Origin of the sequence: Niastella populi, from assembly GCF_002078015.1 — a bacterium.
GTDB lineage: Bacteria > Bacteroidota > Bacteroidia > Chitinophagales > Chitinophagaceae > Niastella > Niastella populi.
This window is the reverse complement of record NZ_LWBP01000153.1, coordinates 1-463: the sequence shown is the minus strand read 5'-3', so window position 1 is coordinate 463 and position 463 is coordinate 1. Positions and strand designations below refer to the sequence as shown.

At 34.3% G+C, this 463-nt stretch carries 1 protein-coding gene; it reads left to right on the top strand.

Features of this window, described 5'->3' with window-relative positions; translation table 11 throughout:
* The coding region (locus A4R26_RS34965) for a restriction endonuclease subunit S domain-containing protein (RefSeq protein WP_207625747.1) at positions 1-463 on the top strand (463 nt) is incomplete at both ends.

Below are 463 nucleotides of genomic sequence, written 5' to 3'. Positions count from 1 at the left end.
TGAGATTGTAAAATTTGGCAATCTTGTATCCGAAGGTGTTATTCAAGTTAAAACCGGAGATGAAGTAGGGAAGCTCGCTTATGGTACAGGAAGTATTCCCTTTGTAAGAACATCAGATATTTCGAGTTGGGAGATTAAAATTGACCCAAAACACGGTATCAGTGAAGATATATTCAAGCAGTTGCAAAACAAGCAAGATGTTAGAGAAAATGATATTCTAATGGTTAAGGATGGGACCTATTTAATTGGCACCTGTGCAATTGTTTCTAAATATGATACTAAAATTGTTTATCAAAGCCATTTATATAAAATAAGAATACTGAAGCCAGAAAGAATTTCTCCATATCTTCTTCTAGCGATTTTGTCCTCAGAACCAGTTCAACGACAAATTAAATCAAAGCGTTTTACTCAGGACATTATCGATAGTTTAGGTTCAAGAATAAACGAGCTTCTGCTACCAATT